We start from the raw sequence: 19,499 nt of genomic DNA on the forward strand, positions 1-19,499 counted from the left end.
GTTCATCGGTGCTACTGCCGACTTGGGTTGTGCAGATAACTTGCCTGCTCGTCTTTTGGATAATGGACAAGCCGGCCAAATCGCATTATTACAATGCTTAAAACTATTCGGTTTCCATTAAAGGAGTGAGGCAATGTCAAAAGGGCATTCACTACAAGACCCTTACCTGAACGTTCTGCGCAAGGAACGTGTCCCGGTATCCATCTATCTGGTAAACGGTATCAAATTGCAAGGCCAGATCGAGTCCTTCGACCAGTTTGTCATTCTGTTGAAAAACACAGTCAGCCAGATGGTATACAAGCACGCGATCTCTACCGTCGTTCCTGGTCGTCCGGTGCGTTTGCCGGTAGCGGCGGGTGGCGATGAGGTTGAGGCCAGCAATCCCTGATGCTACAGGAGGCCTGATTGTTTTTTGAGCGTCATGAAGGGGGTGAACGCGCAGTTCTCGTTCACCTCGAAGGCCTGGATGAACAGCGCCGAGAAGACCCGCAGGAATTTCTTGAGCTGGTGCGTTCCGCCGGTGCAGAAAATGCGGCATTTATGACCATCCCCCGGCACCAACCCACACCCCGGTTCCTGATAGGTAGCGGCAAGGTGGAGGAGTTGCGGGCGCTGGTCAAGGACAACGAAGGTGACGTGGTCATCTTCAATCACACCCTGACCCCAAGTCAGGAGCGTAATCTGGAGCGTGAGCTGGAGTGTCGGGTAATCGACCGCACCGGCCTTATCCTGGATATCTTTGCGCAGCGTGCGCGTACCCACGAAGGCAAACTGCAGGTGGAGCTGGCACAGCTCGATCATCTCAGCACGCGCTTGGTGCGAGGTTGGACTCACCTGGAGCGGCAAAAGGGCGGTATCGGTTTGCGCGGCCCCGGGGAAACCCAGCTCGAGACCGACCGTCGTTTGCTGCGCGTACGTATCAAGCAGATCATGCGTCGTCTGGAGAAAGTGCGTAGCCAGCGTGACCAGGCGCGTCGGGCACGTCGCCGCGCGGAAATTCCGGTGGTCTCACTGGTGGGTTATACCAACGCCGGCAAGTCCACACTGTTCAACACGCTGACCACCTCCGAGGTGTATGCGGCAGATCAGCTGTTCGCCACCCTGGATCCGACGCTGCGGCGAATTGAACTGGCGGACATAGGTGCGACCATTCTGGCCGATACCGTGGGGTTCATTCGCCATTTGCCGCACAAGTTGGTGGAAGCCTTTCGTGCCACCCTTGAAGAGTCTGCCCAGGCCGACTTGCTGTTGCATGTGATCGATGCCGCAGATCCTGATCGTCAGGAAAACATGCAGCAGGTGCATTCGGTGCTGAGTGAGATCGGCGCCATCGAGATCCCGATGCTGGAGGTCTACAACAAGATCGATCTGATTGAAGGCTTTGAGCCGCAACTGCAGCGCGATGAAGAGGGTACTGCGGTGAGGGTCTGGATCTCGGCGCAGAAGGGCCTGGGTCTGGACCTGCTGGCGCAAGCCATCGCAGAGCGGCTGGGCAACGATCTGGTGCAGGAGTGCATAGTGCTGGAGCACGCCGAATCGCGCTTGCGTGCCCAATTTTATGCCGCCGGTGCAGTGCTGGACGAACAGACGGCAGAAGACGGCCGTCAGCAATTGAGCCTGCGCCTGCAGCGCAGTGACTTCAATCGTTTGCTCAAGCGCGAAGGCTGGCTGCCAGACGCTTTTTTACAGCAACATACTTTGCAATGAAAGCCGCCAGCGAGGGTTCGCGTACGCTGGCCGGTTTACGGTAGGATTGCACCCTGATCCGGACGCCCGTTGTGGCAGCCGGGGGCGATGAATGGTTACAGACAACGGAGAACGCTATGGCCTGGAATGAGCCTGGTGGCGGAAATAATTCAAACGACCAGGATCCCTGGGGTAGCGGTGGTGGTGGCAAGCGGGGTGGTAAGCAAGGTCCTCCAGATCTTGATGACGCGCTGCGCAAACTGCAGGACAGCCTCAATAACCTCTTTGGTTCCGGCAAGCGTAGCAATAGCGGCGGTGGCAGCGGGCGAACCGGGGGTGGCGGTATTCCCAAGGGTCTCTGGGTCGTTGCCGGTCTGGTAGTGCTCGCGGTCTGGCTGTTCAACGCTGTCTATATGGTAGACGAGCAGGAGCAGGCAGTGATTCTGCGCTTTGGCGAGTACAACCGTACCGTCGGTTCTGGCCTGCACCTCTATTTTCCGCCGGTAGAGCGCAAGTTCCAGCGCAACGTCACTCAAGTACGCTCCTATCGCCAGCAGGGGCAAATGTTGACCGAGGATGAAAACATCGTCGAGGTGCCGGTCGCCATTCAGTATCGAATTTCCAATCTGCAGAATTTCGTCTTGATGGTCGAAGATCCGGAAACCAGTCTGCGCCATGCCACCGAAAGTGCGGTTCGCCACGTCGTGGGCTCGACGCCCATGCACCAGGTGTTGACCGAGGGGCGGGAGCAGATGGCGGTCGAGGTTACCGAACGCCTGCAACGCTATCTGGATAGCTACAACACTGGCATCACTGTGACTCAGGTGAACATCGAAAACGCGCAGGCGCCGGCAGAGGTGCAGGACGCGTTTGATGATGTGATTCGCGCCAAGGAAGATGAAGTCCGCGAGCGCAACCAGGCTGAAGCCTATGCCAACGGCGTGATACCGGAGGCACGCGGTAAGGCGCAACGCATGCTGGAAGAGGCCAATGGTTATCACGATGAAGTGATTGCCCGCGCCGAAGGTGAGGCCAAGCGCTTTGAGCTCCTGGTTGAGCAGTATCGTGTGGCGCCCGATGTGTTGCGCGAGCGCATGTACATCGACACCATGCAGGACGTTATGAGCAGCACCAGCAAGATACTGGTGTCGGGCGGGGAGGGTAACAACAACCTGCTTTATCTGCCGCTGGACAAGCTGATGCAGCAGTCCTCGTCTGCCAGTGGTGCTTCTGGCAACAGCACGCCGACGGTTACCCAGAGTGATTCGTCCCGTTCCACTACCACACAGCAGCGCGATCTGCGTTCCAGGGAGTCACGCTGATGAGCAATAAATCCTTGTTTGGCATCATAGTGCTGCTGGCCGCACTCATTGTCGGCTGGAGCAGTTTCTTTGTCGTCAGTCAGACCGAGCGCGCGATAGTGCTGCAATTTGGTCGCGTCGTTGATAGTGACGTGGCGCCGGGCTTGCATTTCAAGCTGCCCTTTGTGCAGGAGGCGCATAAGTTTGATGCGCGTCTGCTGACGCTGGATACCGCTACTCAGCGTTACCTGACGCTGGAAAAGAAAGCGCTGATGGTCGATTCCTATGCCAAATGGCGGATCGCTGATGTGCAGCGCTTCTATACCGCGACCTCGGGTCTGCGTGCCATTGCCGAAGAGCGACTGTCGCGTCAGTTAGAGTCGGGTCTGCGTAACGAGGTCGCGCGGCGTACATTGCACGAGGTGGTGTCCGGTGAGCGCGACCAGTTGATGGCAGATATTACCGCCACGCTGGATGAGAGCGCACGCCGCGAACTGGGTATCGAAGTGCTTGATGTGCGCGTCAAGGCGATCGATTTGCCGACCGAGGTGAACCGTAGCGTGTTCGATCGCATGAGCACCGAGCGTGAGCGCGAGGCGCGCGAGCATCGGGCCAAGGGTCGCGAGCTGGCGGAAGGTATTCGCGCCGATGCCGACCGCCAGCAACGTGTGATTCTGGCGGAAGCCTTCCGCGAGGCGGAAAAAGTGCGCGGTGATGGCGATGCCAAGGCAGCGGCCATCTATGCGCAGGCTTACACCCAGGATCCGGAGTTCTACGCCTTCTCGCGCAGCCTGCAGGCCTACCGTGAAAGCTTCGCCAGCAAATCCGATGTGCTGGTTCTGGACCCTGAAAGTGATTTTTTCAAGTATCTGCAGGGTGGTTCCGGCCAGCGCTAATCGGTTGCTGAGTCAGAGGGGTTGTCCGTTGAGGGGCAACCCCTTTTGTTTGTCTGGGCGTCGGTCGCGACCGCATCACGTCGCGGGTGTGGCGTCGGGAAAACGGTGTTACACTTGCGCAGCCGGGAAATCCCGGCTTTTTTGTGACCGGCCTATGCTGCTGCGCGCTTGCTGTGGCTGATGCGCCACGGCCATTACTGTTTTTCTGGTCAGCGGTCTTGAGCTGCAGACGTGAGCCGACCGCGAACCTAGTTCACCGAGTATGAAAAGGTTGTCAAAATGCCGACTGTAGATCGCTGGCTGTTGCCGGATGGTATTGACGAGGTATTGCCTGTCGAGGCTGCCCGTATCGAAGCTGCCCGCCGACAGTTGCTTGATCTGTTCTCCTGCTGGGGTTATGACCTGGTCATAACTCCCCATATCGAATACCTCGAATCGCTGCTGACCGGTGCCGGTCACGATCTTGATTTGCAAACGTTCAAGATGACCGATCAGTTGTCCGGTCGCATGCTCGGGTTGCGCGCGGACATCACGCCGCAGGTAGCGCGCATCGATGCCCATACCCTGGGTGCTGAAGGGCCCTCCCGGCTGTGCTACTGCGGCAGCGTGTTACATACCCGGCCGCGGCCACTATCGACTGCGCGCAGCCTGATTCAGTTGGGCGCGGAGCTTTACGGTGATGCGTCGAGCACCAGTGATATTGAAGTGATTTCGCTGATGCTGGAAACCTTGGCGAGTTGTCAGGTGCAGGGCGTGCATCTGGATATCGGCCATGTGGGGATTTACCGTGGGCTGGTGCAGGCTGCTGGCGTGGACGAAACCACCGAGCGGGCGCTATTCGACGCATTGCAGCGCAAGGCAGTCGATGAAGTAACGCAGTTGACTGCCGGTATCGGACAGTCGTCATTGGCGGCCATGCTCTGTAGCCTGGTCGAATTATCCGGCGGCGTTGAGGTGCTGGATCGTGCGCACGCGCTGCTCGATGGCGCGCCTGAATCGGTCATGGCAGCGCTGGATGATCTGAGCGAGATCGCTCAGGTGCTGGCGCGGCGTTATCCGCAAATTCCGCTGTATTTCGACCTGGGCGAGCTGCGTGGCTATCATTACCACACGGGTGTGGTGTTTGCCGCCTTTGTGCCTGGTGTTGGGCAAAGCGTCGCCCAGGGTGGTCGCTATGACGATATCGGCAGCGACTTCGGGCGAGCACGACCGGCTACCGGTTTCTCCACCGATCTGCGTTTTCTGGTGCAGCGCGGCGATGCGGCCGAGCAGCAGCGATCGGCTATCTGGGCGCCGCACAGCAATGAGGCCGGCCTGCATGAGCAGATCGCCCGCCTGCGGCAGCAGGGAGAGCGTGTGATCGTGGCGCTGCCCGGTCAGTCCGCTGCCGAAGCCGCCGATTACGGTTGCGACCGCGTGCTGGGCTTTCAGGCCGGCAGTTGGTCGGTAACAGACTTGAATTCGTGATTCCCTGGCCGCAAGGCCAATCAATTTCTAGCGAGGCATGGGCTGAACATGGGTAAGAATGTTGTCATCCTGGGTACCCAGTGGGGCGATGAGGGCAAAGGCAAGATCGTTGACTTGCTGACCGATCAGGTTGCTGCGGTGGTGCGCTATCAGGGCGGCCATAATGCCGGCCATACCCTGGTCATCGACGGTGAAAAGACCGTCCTGCACCTTATTCCCTCCGGCATACTGCGTGATAACGTGCGCTGCTTCATCGGCAATGGCGTGGTGCTCTCACCCGAGGCGCTGCTGAAAGAGCTCAAGCAGCTGGAAGCCAAGGGCGTGCCGGTACGCGATCGTCTGCGCATCAGCCCAGCCTGTCCGCTGATTCTGCCGTATCACGTAGCGCTGGATCAGGCGCGCGAAAAGGCCCGTGGCGAGGCCAAGATCGGCACTACCGGTCGCGGTATCGGTCCGGCCTATGAAGACAAGGTCTCGCGCCGCGGTTTGCGCGTTGCCGATCTGTTCCATCGCGAGCGCTTTGCCGCCAAGTTGGGTGAGGTGCTGGATTACCACAACTTCGCCCTGCAGCACTATTACAAGGTCGAACCGGTCGATTTTCAGAAGACGCTGGATGAAGCGCTCGGCTATGCCGACTGGCTGGCGCCATTGATGACCGACGTTACGGCGCGTCTGCACGAACTACGCCGCGAAGGCGCGAACATCATGTTCGAGGGTGCTCAGGGTTCACTGCTGGATATCGATCACGGCACCTACCCCTTCGTTACCAGCTCCAACACTACTGCGGGCGGCACCGCCACCGGTTCCGGCTTTGGCCCGCTGTATCTGGATTACGTGCTGGGTATCACCAAGGCCTACACCACCCGTGTTGGCTCGGGTCCTTTCCCGACCGAGTTGTTTGACACCGTAGGTGCACGCCTGGCCGAGCGTGGTCACGAGTTCGGTTCTACCACGGGTCGTGCGCGTCGCTGCGGCTGGTTTGATGCGGTCATCCTGCGTCGGGCCATTGAAATCAACAGCATCAGCGGCCTGTGTCTGACCAAGCTGGACGTGCTGGACGGTCTCGAGACCATTCGCATCTGCGTGGGTTATCGCAACGAGCACGGCACTGTTATTGAAGCGCCAACCGATGCCGACAGCTACATCGGGCTTGAACCGGTGTACGAAGACATGCCGGGCTGGCAGGAGTCGACTCTTGGCGTGAAGACGCTGGACGGTCTGCCGGCTGCTGCGCGTGCCTACATAGAGCGTATCGAGGAGCTGGTAGGAGCTCCAATCGATCTGATTTCCACGGGGCCGGATCGTCACGAGACCATTATCCTGCGTCAGGTGTTCAAGGCCTGAGGGTTTGGTTGCACTAACGAAAAGGCGCCTGCGGGCGTCTTTTTTGTTGGCGGGGGCTCGATTGGGCAGGGTGCGGCCGGCGCTGCAGGGGCCGTGATAAGCGGCGTTGCATTTGTGGCAGGCATAAAAAAACCGAGCATAAGCTCGGTTTTTTGAATTGGTGCCCAGGAGAAGACTCGAACTTCCACGGCCGTAAGGCCACTAGCACCTGAAGCTAGCGTGTCTACCAATTTCACCACCTGGGCGCGTCTTGCGAAACTGCTGCTATGCTGAACCAGAGGTTCTTGCCGCTGCCGTTTCGTGCTGACGGCGCGAATATTACGTAGCCAGAATGATCTTGTAAACCCCTGACAAGAAAAAAATTTTGTTGGAGGAAACAGGTGCATACAGACTTGATTCGCGGTTCAATAGGCGTCTATGACGAAAAAAGATCAATCTCCAAAAGTCTCGACCAAGTCGAGCAAATCTACATCTTCCCAGGCCACTTCCATGACCAATGAATGGATCCAGCAGGATCCGGAAGCCCGGCGCGAAGCAGAAAAATACGATAACCCCATCCCCAGTCGTGAACTCATCCTGCAACTGCTCGAGACCCGTGGCGCTCCCGCCACCCGTGCGCAGTTGCAACAGGAGTTCGACCTGCAGGATGAGGACAGCATTGAAGCGCTGCGCCGTCGCCTGCGCGCCATGGAGCGTGACGGGCAACTGATTTATACCCGCCGGGGTGCTTACGCGCCGGTCGACAAGCTCGACCTGATTCGCGGTCGTGTCCAGGGTCATCGCGATGGCTTCGGTTTTCTGGTGCCCGATGAGGGCACCGAAGACCTGTTTCTCGGCCCATCGCAGATGCGCCTGGTATTCGATGGTGACCGCGTGCTTGGCCGGGTTACCGGTGTCGACCGCCGTGGCCGCAGCGAAGGCGCTGTAGTCGAGGTGCTCGAACGCGCGCACGAAATTCTGGTTGGCCGCTACTACGAAGAGAACGGTATTGGCTTTGTCGTGGCGGATAACGCCAAGATCAATCAGGACGTGCTGATCCCGCCGGGTGCCACCAATGGCGTCAAGCACGGGCAGTATGCCGAGGTACGCATCACCCAGTGGCCGACCATGAGCCGGCAGGCGCAAGGCGAGGTGATTGAAGTGGTGGGCGACTACATGGCGCCCGGCATGGAAATTGAAGTAGCGCTGCGTAGCTACGACATCCCCAGCGAATGGCCGCAGGCGGTCATCGATGAAGCAGCCAAGCTGAAAGACCACGTCGAGGAAAAGGACAAGCAGAAACGCGTCGATCTGCGCCATCTGCCGCTGGTCACGATTGACGGCGAAGATGCCCGCGACTTTGATGACGCGCTCTACTGCGAGCCGCATAAGGCCAGCGGCTGGCGTCTGTTTTCCGGTGGCTGGAAACTCTATGTGGCCATCGCCGATGTATCGCACTACGTACCGGTCGGGTCTGCCCTGGATCAGGAAGCCGAGCTGCGCGGCACCTCGGTGTATTTCCCCAGCCAGGTCATTCCCATGCTGCCCGAGGCCATCTCCAATGGCCTGTGTTCGCTGAATCCGCATGTGGATCGCCTGGCGCTGGTATGCGAGATGACGCTGTCCAAGGCGGGTGAGCTGACTGACTACCAGTTCTACGAGGCGATTATTCATTCCCATGCGCGGCTGACCTACAACAAGGTCTCGTCCATGCTGGAACATGGCCGCAGTCGCGAAGGCAAGGCTCTGCGCGATGAGCATGCCGAGGTCGTGCCGCATCTGGAAAACCTGTACGAGCTCTACAAGGCGCTGGCCAAGGCGCGTCAAGGGCGCGGTGCAATCGACTTTGAAACCACCGAAACCCGCATGGTCTTCGGTGACGATCGCAAGATAGTCGAAATCAAGCCGACCACCCGCAACGACGCGCACAAGATCGTGGAAGAGTGCATGCTCAGTGCCAACGTGGCGACGGCGCGCTTCCTGCAGGATCTGGAGCTGCCGGGTTTGTACCGGGTGCACGATGCGCCGCAGGCAGAGAAGGTCGAGCGGCTGCGCCAGTTCCTCAATGCCCAGGGCTTGAGCCTGACGCGCAAAAAAGGTGACCCCACGCCGGAAGACTACAGCGCCGTGCTGGCCAAGGTGCAAGGGCGCCCGGATGCGCAGCTGATCCAGACAGTCATGCTGCGCTCGCTGAGTCAGGCGGTATACAGCCCGGACAATGCTGGTCACTTCGGCTTGAATTACGAGGCCTATACGCACTTTACCTCGCCCATTCGGCGTTATCCGGACCTGCTGACGCACCGCGCCATTCGCAGCGTTATCCGCTCGCGACGCAATACCGATCTGGTCAAACGCTGTGGTGCCCCGGCGATGCCGAAGGCGAAAATCTACCCCTATGATCATGCGCGCCTCGCCGAGCTGGGTGAGCAATGCTCGCAGCACGAGCGCCGCGCGGATGAAGCGTCGCGCGACGTAGTCAGTTGGCTCAAGTGCGAATTCATGCAGGATCGTGTCGGTGAATCCTTTGATGGTCTGGTTACCGCGGCGACCAGTTTCGGCTTGTTCATCGAGTTGACTGATATCTACGTGGAAGGCTTGCTGCACATCACTGCGTTGCCAGCGGACTACTACAACTTCGATGCCGTGCATCATTGCCTGACCGGTGAGCGTTCCGGCCGCAAGTTCCGTCTGGGCGATCCGGTGCGAGTGCAGGTCGCGCGGGTTGATCTGGATGATCGCAAGATCGATTTCGAGATGGCGGCCGATCAGCAGCAGCCAGAAGCCGATCGCAAGGTATCGGCCAGCCGCGCAGTGCGTGAGAAGCTTCTGGCCGAAGCGCGTCAGGCGGCTGGCGAAGGCAAGAAGACAGGCAAATCGGGTGGTCGTAGTCCGTCTGGCAAGGCGCCTGCAGGTGCTGCGCCGCGCAAGCCGGCCAAGGTGAGCGGGGCCGGCAAGCCAGCCGCCCGCAAGCCTGCCGGCAGCAAGGACGGAGCAGCGCCTCGCAGTCCGCGCAAGCGTAAGCCAAAGCAGTGAGTGAGCGTCAGGCATGAGTGATCTTGAGCGGGTATTCGGGGTTCACGCGGTACAGGCCTTGCTGGAACGCAACCCCAAGCGGGTGAAGCGTTTGCTGTTGCAGTCAGGTCGCCTGAATGAGCGCCAGCAGGCTTTGCTGGAGCAAGCGCAGGGTGCGGGCATAGGCTTGCAGCGCCTGGCCCCCGATGAGTTGGACAAGTTGATTGAGGGCGTGCATCAGGGAGTGATTGCCGAGGTCACTCCCAGTCAGCTGTGGTCGGAAGAGATGCTCACGCATCTGCTCGACCGGCTGGAGGAAGTGCCGCTGCTGCTGGTGCTCGATGGTGTGACCGACCCGCACAATCTGGGCGCCTGTTTGCGCAGCGCCGACGCCGCCGGTGTGCAGGCGGTGATCGTGCCCAAGGATCGTTCCGCCAGTCTGACCCCGGTGGTGCGCAAGGTGGCTTGCGGTGCTGCCGAGACAGTGCCGCTGGTGGCGGTGACCAACCTGGCCCGCACCCTCAAGCAGCTGCAGCAACGCGGCCTGTGGGTGGTGGGCACGGCGGGCGAGGCGCAGCAATTCATCTATGAGGTGGATCTGAAGGTGCCTTCGGTCATCGTCATGGGCGCGGAGGGCGCGGGAATGCGCCGCCTGACCCGCGAGCATTGCGATTACCTCGCGCGTCTGCCGATGGCCGGTGCGGTCAGTAGCCTGAACGTGTCCGTGGCTGCCGGCGTCTGTTTGTTTGAAGCCGTGCGTCAACGCCTGCCGGGCTAGCCTTTCCTCTCTTGTGACCCCCGCGTCGGCGGGGGTGTGCAAATAATCGCCATTTAACTTGCCTCTATAGGGCGCCTTCACTAGAATGGCCGCCCCAAACCCTATGTTCCACTCCTTGCCAGACCATATTTGGGTGGCTGGCTATAACCCGTAAGGAGCTTTTATGCGTCATTACGAAATCGTTTTTCTGGTTCATCCAGACCAGAGCGAGCAGGTTAGCGCGATGGTTGAGCGTTACACCAAGCTGATCGAAGAAGACGGCGGCAAGATTCACCGTCTGGAAGATTGGGGTCGCCGTCAACTGGCTTACCCGATCGACAAGATCCACAAGGCACACTACATCCTGATGAACGTAGAGTGCAGCGCCAAAGCGTTGGAAGAACTGACTGAAAACTTCCGTTACAACGATGCCGTTATCCGCAACATGGTAATGCGTCGCGATGAAGCGGTGACTGAACAGTCCGACATGCTCAAGTCCGAAGAGAGTGGTCGTGGTGAGCGTCGTGAGCGTCGTGAGCGCAGCGATGACAACGACGACAACAGCTCCAACGATGACGCTGACAACAGCGACGACACCGATGACGGTGACGACGAGTAAGTTTTCCCAGTTCACATTCCAGAATTAAGGAGACGCTGCCATGGCACGTTTTTTCCGTCGCAGAAAGTTCTGCCGTTTCACCGCTGAAGGCGTTAAAGAGATCGATTACAAGGATCTCAACACTCTGAAGGCCTACGTTACCGAGACCGGCAAGATTGTCCCGAGCCGCATTACCGGTACCAAGGCTAAGTACCAGCGTCAGCTGGCCGTTGCTATCAAGCGCGCCCGCTACCTGGCTCTGCTGCCTTACACCGACGGCCACGGTCGTTAATTGGTAGCCAAAAGTAATTGATCAGGAAACCGAATCGGCATGCAGGGGCTGGCTGAGTTCATCATGCGCGGTCGCAGACAAGCCACACTGGTGGTGGGTTTGTCGGTCGCAGTACCCATGCTGTTCTGGTTTGGTGCGGTGGCAATGGCGTTGGTGCTGTTGCGCCGCGGGTGGTCGGAAGGCCTCCCGGTGCTGGGTTGGGCGTCCTTGCCTGCAGTTGCCTGGGCGCTGTTGGGTGATCCTACCCCGCTGATGGTGTTGTTGGGCTGTTCGGCGTTGGCGCTGTTGTTGCGCCAGCGCAGTGAGTGGTCACTGGTGACGATGGCGACTGCGCCGCTCGGGCTGGTTTTTGCACTGGTACTGCTGGTTACCCTGCAGGGCCCGTTGCAAGAGGTGGCAGATCAGATTCGCTCTGCGCTGCCGCAGATGCTGACCGAGTTGAGCGCAGAAATCGACGAGGCTGCACTGGCCCGCCTGCAGGCACTTATGGTGCCGCTGCTGGCCGGTTTGATGGGGGCTACCCACGCAGCCATGACACTGGTGTGCCTGATTCTCGCGCGCAGCTGGCAAGCCCGGTTGTTCAACCCTGGCGGGTTTCGCGACGAGTTTCACCGTTTGCGCTTGGCTCCGTGGATGAGCATCGTTTTGGCCTTGCTGGTGTTTGTTGGCCCGCAGTTTGATGGGCTGGCAATGCTTGCACCGATTGCCACAGTGCCGCTGCTGTTTGCCGGACTGGCGCTGGTGCATGGCGTTGTCGGTATCAAGCGGCTGGGTATCGGCCCGCTGGTGGTGCTTTACGCGACGCTGATTTTTGTCTGGCAAGTGCTGTACCCCCTGATCATGTTTTTGGCGTTTATTGATAGTCTGTTTGATTTCCGTTCCCGCTTGCAGCCGGCTTCCGGTGCCAGTGGAAACGATGACTCAAACGGTCAAGGTTGAATTTAAGAGGTCATCGCAATGGAAGTTATCCTGCTCGAAAAGATCGCGAATCTGGGTAACCTGGGCGACAAGGTCGCCGTCAAGGCTGGTTACGCTCGCAATTTCCTGCTGCCTTTTGGCAAGGCTACTCCGGCTACCGCAGCCAACGTAGAAGCTTTTGAAGCGCGTCGCGCCGAACTGGAAAAAATCGCTGCCGAGAAGAAAGGCGAAGCTGAAGCGCGTTCTGCCAAGCTGGCTGAGCTGTCGGTTACCATCACCGCCAATGCTGGCGAGGAAGGCAAGCTGTTCGGTTCTATCGGTACTCGTGACATCGCTGACGCAGTCACTGCGGCTGGCGTTGAGCTCGAGAAGAGCGAAGTTCGTCTGCCTGAAGGTCCGCTGCGTAACGTCGGCGAGTTCGACATTTCTGTGCAACTGCACAGCGATGTTGAAACTACCGTCAAGCTGATCGTCGTCGCTGGTTAACAGCGGCTGCCGCGCTGTGCCCGAGCTTTTGCATCTCGGGTGATTTAGCAGCGCTTTGCAGTTAGACTTGTCAACACGGCGCTTGTCTTGGACAGGCGCCGTGTTGTTGTTTGTGCCTATGCCGTCTCGAGCCCAAGCCCATGACTGAATCACTTTACTCAGAACGCCCCGAGCTGGATCTGCAGACTTCTGCGTTGAAGATCCCGCCGCACTCCATCGAGGCCGAGCAGGCCGTGCTGGGTGGCGTGATGCTGGAAAACACGGCCTGGGAGCGGGTAGCCGAGCTGCTGACCGAAAGCGACTTCTATCGCCACGATCACCGGCTGATCTTCAAGGCGCTCAAGCGTCTGGCCGAGCGTAACCAGCCATTCGATGTGGTGACCCTGGCAGAGGATCTCGACAAGGAAGGCATGAACGATCAGGTGGGCGGTCTGGCCTATCTCGGACAGCTGGCAAAAAATACCCCCTCTGTTGCCAATATCAGTGCTTATGCCCAGATCATCCGCGAGCGCTCCACGCTACGTCAGTTGATCAGCGTGAGTACCGATATTGCCGACACCGCGTTCAATCCCAAGGGCATGCAGTCCAGTGAGGTATTGGACGAGGCTGAACGCAAGATTTTCTCGATCGCCGAGAGCAGGCCGAAAACCGGTGGTCCAGAAGGCGTGAATGCGCTGTTGGCCAAGGCAATTGATCGCATCGATACCCTGTTCAACAGCGAAGGTTCGATCACTGGCTTGTCTACCGGTTTTACCGATCTCGACAACATGACGTCGGGGCTGCAACCCTCGGACCTGATCATCGTGGCCGGTCGTCCCTCGATGGGCAAGACCACCTTCGCCATGAATCTGGTCGAGAACGCGGTCATGCGCAGCGACAAAGCGGTGCTGGTGTTTTCGCTGGAGATGCCAGGTGACTCGCTGATCATGCGTATGCTGTCGTCCCTGGGACGCATCGATCAGACCAAGGTGCGTTCGGGGCGGCTCGATGATGAGGATTGGCCGCGGCTGACCTCGGCGGTCAACATGCTGAATGACCGCAAGCTGTTCATTGACGATACCGCTGGCCTGTCGCCCATGGAGATGCGCGCCCGTGCGCGTCGCGTGGTGCGCGAGCACGGCGACCTGGGTCTGATCATGATCGACTATCTGCAATTGATGCGCATCGGTGGAGCATCTTCAGAGAACCGTACCAACGAGATTTCGGAAATCTCGCGCTCGCTCAAGGCCCTGGCCAAGGAATTCAATGTCCCTGTGGTCGCCCTGTCGCAGCTTAACCGCTCGCTGGAGCAGCGGCCAAACAAGCGTCCGATCAACTCTGACTTGCGTGAATCAGGCGCAATCGAGCAGGACGCCGACGTCATCATGTTCGTCTATCGGGACGAGGTTTATCACCCCGATACCCAAGACAAAGGCATTGCCGAGTTGATTATCGGCAAGCAGCGGAACGGGCCTATCGGTACCGCACGCATGGCGTTTTTGGGCAAATACACCCGTTTTGAAAACCTGGCGCCTGGCTCCTATGCCGGCTACGGGGATATGGAGTAAGCATGTCGATCGCCATACCGGTGGCCAAACAGCAACTGTTCGATTTTCCGCGGTATTGGGCCGAGTGCTTCGGTCCCGCACCCTTCCTGCCAATGAGTCGGGAGGAAATGGACCAGTTGGGCTGGGACAGTTGCGACATCATTATCGTGACCGGTGATGCCTATGTAGACCATCCGTCCTTCGGCATGGCCATCATCGGCCGCCTGCTCGAGGCGCAGGGTTTCCGTGTTGGCATCATCAGCCAGCCGGACTGGCAGAGCAAAGACGACTTCATGAAGCTGGGCAAGCCGAACCTGTTCTACGGCGTGGCTGCCGGTAACATGGACTCGATGATCAATCGTTACACCGCTGATCGCAAGGTGCGCTCCGACGATGCCTACACACCTGGTGGCAAGGGCGGCAGCCGGCCGGACCGCGCCAGCCTGGTATACAGCCAGCGCTGCCGCGAAGCCTACAAGGACGTGCCCATCGTGCTGGGTGGTATTGAGGCCTCGCTGCGGCGCATTGCCCATTACGACTATTGGCAGGACAAGGTCCGGCACTCACTGCTGATCGATGCCAAGGCCGACATCCTGCTTTACGGCAATGCCGAGCGCGCCGTGGTCGAGGTGGCGCATCGCCTGAGCCGTGGCGAAGCCATTGCCGATATCACCGATATTCGCGGCACTGCCTTTGTGCGCCGCGATACCCCGCAGGGCTGGTTCGAGCTGGATTCCACTCGCATTGATCGCCCAGGCAAGGTCGACAAGATTATCAACCCCTACGTCAATACCCAGGACACCAGCGCCTGCGCCGTCGAGCAGGCCAAGGGCCCGGGCGACGAAGCGGCTGACGATGGGGCTCAGGTCATACAGCTATTGCCGCACCCGCGACTGGAGCGTGATCGCACGGTGATTCGCCTGCCGTCCTTCGACAAGGTCAAGGCTGATTCGGTGCTTTATGCCCACGCCAACCGGGTGTTGCACCTGGAAACCAACCCGGGCAACGCCCGTGCCCTGGTGCAGCGCCACGGCGACCGTGATGTATGGTTTACGCCGCCCCCGATTCCGTTGTCGACCGAAGAAATGGACTACATCTTCGGTTTACCCTATGCCCGCGTTCCGCATCCGGCCTACGGCGATGCCAAGATCCCGGCCTACGACATGATTCGCTTTTCGGTGAACATCATGCGCGGCTGTTTTGGCGGTTGCACCTTCTGCTCCATCACCGAGCATGAAGGGCGCATCATCCAGAACCGCTCGCACGATTCCATCATTCGCGAGATTGAAGAGATCCGCGATAAGGTGCCGGGTTTTACCGGGGTGATTTCCGATTTGGGCGGGCCTACCGCCAACATGTACCGGATTGCCTGCAAAAGCCCGGAGATCGAGGCCGCCTGCCGCAAGCCGTCCTGTGTTTTCCCAGGGATCTGCGAGAATCTCAATACCGATCACTCCTCGCTTATCGGTCTATACCGCAAGGCGCGGGAGTTGCCGGGGGTTAAGAAGATCCTGATCGCCTCTGGCCTGCGCTACGACCTGGCGGTGGAGTCTCCCGAGTATGTAAAGGAACTGGTTACCCATCACGTCGGTGGCTACCTGAAGATCGCGCCGGAGCATACCGAGGATGGTCCGCTGACCAAAATGATGAAGCCGGGTATAGGCTCCTATGACCGCTTCAAGCAAATGTTCGAGAAGTATTCGAAGGAAGCTGGCAAGGAGCAGTATCTGATTCCTTACTTCATCGCGGCCCACCCGGGTACCACCGATGAAGACATGATGAATCTGGCACTCTGGCTAAAGCGCAATGGCTTCCGTGCGGATCAGGTGCAGGCTTTCTATCCCTCGCCCATGGCGACGGCGACGGCCATGTACCATTCCGGCAAGAATCCGCTGCGCAAGGTCACCTACAAGAGCGACGGCGTGAACATCGTCAAGGGTGATCGTCAACGCCGCTTGCACAAGGCTTTTTTGCGCTACCACGATCCCAAGAACTGGCCGCTGCTGCGCGATGCTCTGAAGGAAATGGGTCGCAGTGATCTGATCGGCAACGGCAAACAGCAGTTGATTCCGACCTTTCAGCCTGCGGTAGAGGGTTATCAGAGTGCCCGTCGCAAGAACTCCACTCCCGCCGGCAGCAAGAAGGCGGGCAGAGTGCTGACCCAACACACCGGCCTGCCGCCACGGGAGACCGGCGCTGCGCGCAAAGGCGGCCGCAAAGGCGCACGTCCTGTACGATAAGTGCGGCTATCGGCACGATAGGTTCAGCTCAATGGCCATGCCGAGTGGGCTGGCCTATTCTTCGGGTGTGATTGGCCAGCAATGGTAGCTGGCCAGAACGGCGCCCGGAGGCACCCGATGAAATTCTGCTGGATGGTCTTGCGCGATACGCTGAGTAACTACGCTGCGGTCAACGGTGGCGTCGAGTATCCCGTCTTGCTATCGATCAGCGCAGAGTAATGCTGCGCTTCTGATCGCGCCAATGCTGGACCTGTTCGCGTAGCTGGCTTAGCTCGACGGGCTTGGCCATGTGACCGTTCATGCCTGCCTTGCGCGCCCGCTCCCGGTGCTCTGGCAAAATGTGTGCGGTCAGCGCGATGATAGGTATGGGCTGGTTGCCACTCCCGGCCTCCCAGGCGCGAATCTTTTCGGCCGCCGTAAAGCCGTCCATTTCCGGCATTTCGCAGTCCATCAGGATCAGATCAAAGGGCTGCTGCTGGACTGCCTCCACCGCGCGCCTGCCGTTGTCGACAGCGATCACTGCGACCTTGAGTTTGGCCAGCATGCCCTGGATGACTTTGGTGGAGATGGCGTTGTCTTCGGCCACCAATACGCGAAAATCGTCATTGTTGGCCGGTATCGGGATGGGCGTCTCGCTTTCAGCGGTGTCACTGCTGCTGTTACTGCGCAGCTGGGTCCATTCGTCAATCAGTGTAGTGCGTAAGGTATAACCGGCGACCGGCTTGCTGAGGATGCGGCGAATCCCGGCATTGCGGGCGATCACCCTGCTCGGCACCTGGTTGATCCCGGTCAGCATGATGATTAACAGATCGCCGGACAGCACCGCGTCATCCTTGATGCGGCTGGCCAGCTCCACGCCGCTCATGCCTGGCATGGATTGGTCCAGCAGCAGTATTTCAAAGGGGCTGCCCAGATTGGCCTGGGTGCGCAGCATGGCGAGCGCCTCGCGTCCGCCGGCGGCGCATTGCGCGCGCATGCCCCAGGCTGCCGTCTGTTGCTGCAGCACCTTGCGGCAGGTGGCGTTGTCATCGACGATGAGCACGTTGCGGTCCTGCAGGCAGCGGCCGCTGGTGTCGGCGGCGATGCTGTCATCCAGATTGCTGGCGGGCAGGGTGAACCAGATGGTGGTGCCCTGTTCGCTGCCGTACTTGACGCCCAACTGGCCTTGCATCATGGCCACCAGCTGCCTGGCTATGACCAGCGGCAGATAGTCGTCACCATTGCCGTGCTCCAGCAGTCGAGTAGTGCTCGGATTGTCGCTCAGCAGGTTGTCGCGGGCCTGTTGCGGCATGCCTGCGCCGGTGTCCTGGATGGCAAACCGCAACTGCTGGCTGGTGCCTTGCTTGTGGTCCAGCCCGACAACCAGCACCACTTCACCCTCGTCGGTGTATTGCAAGGCATTGGCCAGCAGGTTCATGAGGATCTGTCGCAGCCGCGTCGGATCCCCCTGCATGGTGCGTGCTACGTCGGGGTGTACAAAGCCGATCAGCTCTATGCCTTGGCTCTCGGCGCGTGCGCGGTAGATGTCCAGACAGTCGTTGATCAGCGCATGCAGGTCAAACTGGACCTGTTCAAGCACCAATTGGCCAGATTCCAGCCGGGACACGTCCAGAATCTCGTTGATCAGGTTGAGCAGGTCGTTGCCCGAGCCGTGGATGGTCTGTACATAGTCGCGCTGTTTGGCTGAAAGGGCGGTATCCAGCAACAGTTCGCTCATGCCCAGCACGCCGTTCATGGGGGTGCGTATCTCATGGCTGATGCGGGCGAGAAACTCGGCCTTGGCACGCTGTTCGGCCTGCGCGGTGGCGATATCCTGGCGCCGGCGAATGCGGCTGTTCAACTTGCCTTGCAGGCGACGATACAAGCTCCAGCTGTAAGCCACCAGCGCGCCCCACAGCAGCACATCGGCCAGATAGGCTGCGGCGGGCAAGCCGTTGAACTGATGTTCGACCAGGGCATTGCAGAGCAGCAGCAGGTGGCCCACGCAAAAGGGCAGATTGAAGGCCTTGCCCTGGAGGCGCAAATAAAGCGCCAGCCCCAGGCCGAGCAGAGGCACGCCAATGCGCAGCAAGTCGGAGATCAGGTGAAACTGAGGCGCGAAGCTGGCTGCTATGATCAGCAGCGCAGTCGCGCTCAGGCCCAGGCCGATGACGACTTTTCGCGCCGGGGCAAACTGCTGAGGTGGGAGGCGGCTGAGTAACAGCAGGATCAGCAGTGGATAAGCGCCGAGTAGAAGTACCTGCGCCAGATGCCCATGCAGGGTGAAAGGGCTACTGGCTGCCCAACTGAGATTGTCCAGGTTGCTGATGGCAAGAATCAGACTGACTGCAGCCAGCGTCAGGTGATAGGGGTCGCGGCCCAGGGTACCTTGCAGCAGCCCGTGCAGAAACAGCGCCAACAGCAGGCCGATGAGGATTCCCTGGATACTTTGCTGCAGATCATGCTGTTCGGCTGCACTTCTGGCATCGCTGACACTGACCCGTGTCTGCAGGGGATAATCATTTTGCAGGCGGATCAGCAGAGTGACCTTGTCACCGGGCAGTTGCGCAAGCGGCAGGGCGAAGCCGTTGTAAGGCAGCGGGCGATCGGCTGGCGCTGCGGTGGCGCCGGTCTGGTACAGCAATTCGGCACCCTGGGTGCTGAGACGGTAGGCTGCCAGATGCGCAATGGCCGGATTGCTCAACGACAGCACCTGATTCTGCGCGTCGCTGAGTGATAATTCGACCCAGAGCACGGCGCTGTTGCCGGGTAGCGTCAATGGGGCGTCGGGGGCGGGTATGAAGCGGTTGGCGTAGCGGTTGGAAAGAATGTCCGCCAGCTCCAGCTGGCCTCCGGGATCAACGAATGTCTTGAGCTGCGGGGTAAAACTCTCGGCAACGGCCACCCAGCTCGTGAGCGTGAACAGCAGGCCGGTGAGAAGGGCTAGCAGCAGAGAGCTAATGTGCTTCACAATCGGTGATGTCCTGTCCTTGGGCCCGGTTACCTTTATTGCCGTTG

The 19,499-nt window shown here is 59.4% G+C and carries 14 protein-coding genes, 1 tRNA gene and 1 pseudogene; 14 read left to right on the plus strand and 2 right to left on the minus strand.

Translation table 11 applies throughout. The features are described 5' to 3' along the window. Positions 1 to 133: 133 nt before the first annotated feature. The 6 genes from hfq to V7756_RS06740 all read left to right on the plus strand — a co-directional run bounded on the left by hfq (position 134) and on the right by V7756_RS06740 (position 6,694). On the plus strand, positions 134 to 388 hold the full coding sequence (hfq, locus tag V7756_RS06715; protein ID WP_335609385.1) for an RNA chaperone Hfq: 255 nt from the start codon (positions 134 to 136) through the stop codon (positions 386 to 388). 17 nt (positions 389 to 405) lie between these two features. After that, a complete protein-coding gene (gene hflX, locus V7756_RS06720) occupies positions 406 to 1,707 on the plus strand; it encodes a ribosome rescue GTPase HflX (protein ID WP_335609386.1) in 1,302 nt (433 codons plus the stop codon). 116 nt (positions 1,708 to 1,823) lie between these two features. Next, the gene (gene hflK / locus V7756_RS06725) at positions 1,824 to 3,008 is read left to right on the plus strand and encodes an FtsH protease activity modulator HflK (RefSeq protein WP_335609387.1); all 1,185 of its coding nucleotides are present in this window, start codon (positions 1,824 to 1,826) and stop codon (positions 3,006 to 3,008) included. Beyond that, positions 3,008 to 3,883 (plus strand): protease modulator HflC, encoded by an 876-nt coding sequence (gene hflC, locus V7756_RS06730; protein WP_335609388.1) that lies wholly within the window; start codon positions 3,008 to 3,010, stop codon positions 3,881 to 3,883. Before hflK ends, hflC begins: the two co-directional genes overlap by 1 nt. A gap of 279 nt (positions 3,884 to 4,162) precedes the next feature. Beyond that, on the plus strand, positions 4,163 to 5,350 hold the full coding sequence (locus V7756_RS06735; RefSeq protein ID WP_335609389.1) for an ATP phosphoribosyltransferase regulatory subunit: 1,188 nt from the start codon (positions 4,163 to 4,165) through the stop codon (positions 5,348 to 5,350). 48 nt (positions 5,351 to 5,398) lie between these two features. Continuing rightward, positions 5,399 to 6,694 (plus strand): adenylosuccinate synthase, encoded by a 1,296-nt coding sequence (locus V7756_RS06740; protein WP_335609390.1) that lies wholly within the window; start codon positions 5,399 to 5,401, stop codon positions 6,692 to 6,694. A 158-nt stretch (positions 6,695 to 6,852) separates the two neighbouring features. Here V7756_RS06740 and V7756_RS06745 read toward each other — a convergent pair. Continuing rightward, a tRNA-Leu gene (locus tag V7756_RS06745) sits at positions 6,853 to 6,939 on the minus strand. A gap of 244 nt (positions 6,940 to 7,183) precedes the next feature. On the opposite strand from V7756_RS06745, the gene rnr reads away from it, so the two are divergent. From rnr to V7756_RS06785, 8 genes and pseudogenes are all read left to right on the plus strand, one after another. Continuing rightward, positions 7,184 to 9,706, plus strand: a complete 2,523-nt coding sequence (rnr, locus tag V7756_RS06750; protein WP_335609391.1) for a ribonuclease R — start codon at positions 7,184 to 7,186, stop codon at positions 9,704 to 9,706. A 13-nt stretch (positions 9,707 to 9,719) separates the two neighbouring features. Next, entirely contained in the window at positions 9,720 to 10,463 is a 744-nt protein-coding gene (rlmB, locus tag V7756_RS06755) for a 23S rRNA (guanosine(2251)-2'-O)-methyltransferase RlmB (RefSeq protein ID WP_335609392.1), read from the plus strand. A gap of 163 nt (positions 10,464 to 10,626) precedes the next feature. Beyond that, positions 10,627 to 11,061 carry a 30S ribosomal protein S6 gene (gene rpsF / locus V7756_RS06760; protein WP_092285277.1) on the plus strand — a complete coding sequence of 145 codons (435 nt, stop codon included), beginning with the start codon at positions 10,627 to 10,629 and terminating at the stop codon, positions 11,059 to 11,061. A gap of 40 nt (positions 11,062 to 11,101) precedes the next feature. Then, a complete protein-coding gene (gene rpsR, locus V7756_RS06765) occupies positions 11,102 to 11,332 on the plus strand; it encodes a 30S ribosomal protein S18 (protein ID WP_083723771.1) in 231 nt (76 codons plus the stop codon). A 39-nt stretch (positions 11,333 to 11,371) separates the two neighbouring features. Further along, positions 11,372 to 12,271, plus strand: coding sequence for a hypothetical protein (locus V7756_RS06770; RefSeq protein WP_335599184.1), 900 nt, complete (start codon positions 11,372 to 11,374; stop codon positions 12,269 to 12,271). Between the two features lie 18 nt (positions 12,272 to 12,289). Next, positions 12,290 to 12,736 (plus strand): 50S ribosomal protein L9, encoded by a 447-nt coding sequence (rplI, locus tag V7756_RS06775; RefSeq protein ID WP_335609393.1) that lies wholly within the window; start codon positions 12,290 to 12,292, stop codon positions 12,734 to 12,736. Between the two features lie 140 nt (positions 12,737 to 12,876). Further along, the gene (gene dnaB / locus V7756_RS06780) at positions 12,877 to 14,283 is read left to right on the plus strand and encodes a replicative DNA helicase (RefSeq protein ID WP_335609394.1); all 1,407 of its coding nucleotides are present in this window, start codon (positions 12,877 to 12,879) and stop codon (positions 14,281 to 14,283) included. A gap of 2 nt (positions 14,284 to 14,285) precedes the next feature. After that, positions 14,286 to 16,466 (plus strand): annotated as a pseudogene (locus V7756_RS06785) (YgiQ family radical SAM protein); the annotation flags it as partial. 241 nt (positions 16,467 to 16,707) lie between these two features. On the opposite strand, the gene V7756_RS06790 reads toward V7756_RS06785, so the two are convergent. Then, positions 16,708 to 19,452, minus strand: coding sequence for a response regulator (locus V7756_RS06790; protein ID WP_335609395.1), 2,745 nt, complete (start codon positions 19,450 to 19,452; stop codon positions 16,708 to 16,710). Positions 19,453 to 19,499 lie beyond the last annotated feature (47 nt).

Origin of the sequence: Halopseudomonas sp., assembly GCF_036961105.1 — a bacterium.
Taxonomy (GTDB): Bacteria; Pseudomonadota; Gammaproteobacteria; order Pseudomonadales; family Pseudomonadaceae; genus Halopseudomonas.

Coding starts and splice junctions, on each gene's coding strand:
- hfq (WP_335609385.1), top strand. CDS start 134: ATGTCAAAAGGGCATTCACTACAAGACCCTTACCTGAACGTTCTGCGC.
- hflK (WP_335609387.1), top strand. CDS start 1,824: ATGGCCTGGAATGAGCCTGGTGGCGGAAATAATTCAAACGACCAGGAT.
- hflC (WP_335609388.1), top strand. CDS start 3,008: ATGAGCAATAAATCCTTGTTTGGCATCATAGTGCTGCTGGCCGCACTC.
- V7756_RS06735 (WP_335609389.1), top strand. CDS start 4,163: ATGCCGACTGTAGATCGCTGGCTGTTGCCGGATGGTATTGACGAGGTA.
- V7756_RS06740 (WP_335609390.1), top strand. CDS start 5,399: ATGGGTAAGAATGTTGTCATCCTGGGTACCCAGTGGGGCGATGAGGGC.
- rnr (WP_335609391.1), top strand. CDS start 7,184: ATGACCAATGAATGGATCCAGCAGGATCCGGAAGCCCGGCGCGAAGCA.
- rlmB (WP_335609392.1), top strand. CDS start 9,720: ATGAGTGATCTTGAGCGGGTATTCGGGGTTCACGCGGTACAGGCCTTG.
- rpsF (WP_092285277.1), top strand. CDS start 10,627: ATGCGTCATTACGAAATCGTTTTTCTGGTTCATCCAGACCAGAGCGAG.
- rpsR (WP_083723771.1), top strand. CDS start 11,102: ATGGCACGTTTTTTCCGTCGCAGAAAGTTCTGCCGTTTCACCGCTGAA.
- V7756_RS06770 (WP_335599184.1), top strand. CDS start 11,372: ATGCAGGGGCTGGCTGAGTTCATCATGCGCGGTCGCAGACAAGCCACA.
- rplI (WP_335609393.1), top strand. CDS start 12,290: ATGGAAGTTATCCTGCTCGAAAAGATCGCGAATCTGGGTAACCTGGGC.
- dnaB (WP_335609394.1), top strand. CDS start 12,877: ATGACTGAATCACTTTACTCAGAACGCCCCGAGCTGGATCTGCAGACT.